Below are 1,693 nucleotides of genomic sequence, written 5' to 3' on the forward strand. Positions count from 1 at the left end.
ATCAATAACCAGGTTGGCTTTACTACTAACAAACGTGTCGATGCGCGATCAACTGAATACTGTACTGACGTTGCTAAGATGATTCATGCTCCAATACTGCATGTTAACGGCGATGATCCAGAGGCAGTATTGTTCGCAACTCAAGTTGCGCTTGATTATCGCAATGAGTTTAAAAGCGATGTTGTGATTGACTTGGTTTGTTATCGCCGTCGTGGTCATAACGAAGCTGACGAACCTTCAGGTACTCAGCCTTTGATGTATGACATAATTAAAAAATTGCCAACTACTCGCACCATTTATTCGAGCAAGCTTGTCGAACTTGGGTTTATTACTGCGGAGCAAAGCAAAAAACTTGAGGATGACTATAGAGCGGCACTAGATAACGGCGAGCATGTAACTCGCAGTTTGGTATTGGAGCCTACCTCTAAGATGCATGTTGATTGGGCGCCTTATTTGGGGCACGAGTGGACCGCTCGTGCGAAAACGGGTGTTGCTCTTAAGACAATACAGAAGCTCGGAAAGAAATTGCAGTCTACACCTGATGGTCTTCCTATTCAGCGTCAGGTGCAAAAAATTATCGAAGATCGTAAGAAGATGGACCAAGGCGCCTTGCCTCTTAACTGGGGATACGGCGAAACGATGGCTTATGCAACATTGTTAAATGAAGGACATGACATTCGTATTACGGGTCAAGATGTAGGTCGAGGGACGTTTTCACACCGACACGCCGTACTTCATAATCAGAAAGATGGTTCGGCTTATATTCCATTGGCAAATTTGAGTGAAGATCAGCCTCGTTTAGAGATATATGATTCTTTGCTATCAGAAGAAGCTGTTCTTGCTTTTGAATACGGCTATTCCACAACTAATCCAAATGCGCTAGTGATTTGGGAAGCTCAATTTGGCGACTTTGCGAATGGTGCTCAGGTAGTGATCGATCAGTTCATTACAAGTGGTGAACAGAAGTGGGGACGTTTGTGTGGATTAACCATGCTTCTACCTCATGGCTATGAAGGTCAAGGGCCGGAGCACAGTTCAGCTCGTCTCGAGCGATACTTGCAGCTTTGTGCGCAGCACAATATTCAAGTATGTGTTCCAACAACGCCTGCGCAGGTATTTCATATGTTGCGTCGTCAGGTTAAACGTCCTTTGCGTAAGCCTTTGGTCGCGATTACTCCAAAAAGCTTACTGCGTCATAAGGAAGCGATTTCTACGCTTGATGATTTGAGCAATGGAACATTCCAGACGGTCATCGGAGAAGTTGAAGACCTTAACCCTAGGAAAGTGACGTCGGTTATTTTGTGTAGCGGTAAAGTTTATTACGACTTACTTGATTATCGTCGTAATAATGAGATCGCAGATACAGCGATTGTTCGTATTGAGCAGCTCTATCCATTCCCTCACGACGACTTAGTTTCCGTATTCAACGAATATCCGAAGCTAAAAGATGTCGTTTGGTGTCAGGAAGAACCACAAAACCAAGGTGCTTGGTATCCAACTCAGCATCGAATGCGCGGAGCTCTAAAAGAAGTCACTGAAAAAGTCTATTTGCGTTATGCCGGGCGTGAAGGTTCAGCCTCACCAGCAGCAGGTTATACCTCTGTTCATGTCGAGGAACAGGCAGCCCTTGTTAAACAAGCTTTCGATAACGAATAAATTTTAAGGATTGGAAATGTCTATAGAAATCAAAGCG

General features: G+C 44.3%; 1 protein-coding gene. It reads left to right on the forward strand.

Features of this window, described 5'->3' with window-relative positions; genetic code table 11:
* Nucleotides 1-1,656, forward strand: a 1,656-nt coding sequence (locus A3739_RS26965) for a 2-oxoglutarate dehydrogenase E1 component (protein WP_156502887.1), incomplete at its 5' end; no start/stop codon positions are given.
* Nucleotides 1,657-1,693: the final 37 nt, after the last annotated feature.

The sequence above is a fragment of the Oleiphilus sp. HI0067 genome, from assembly GCF_001635735.1.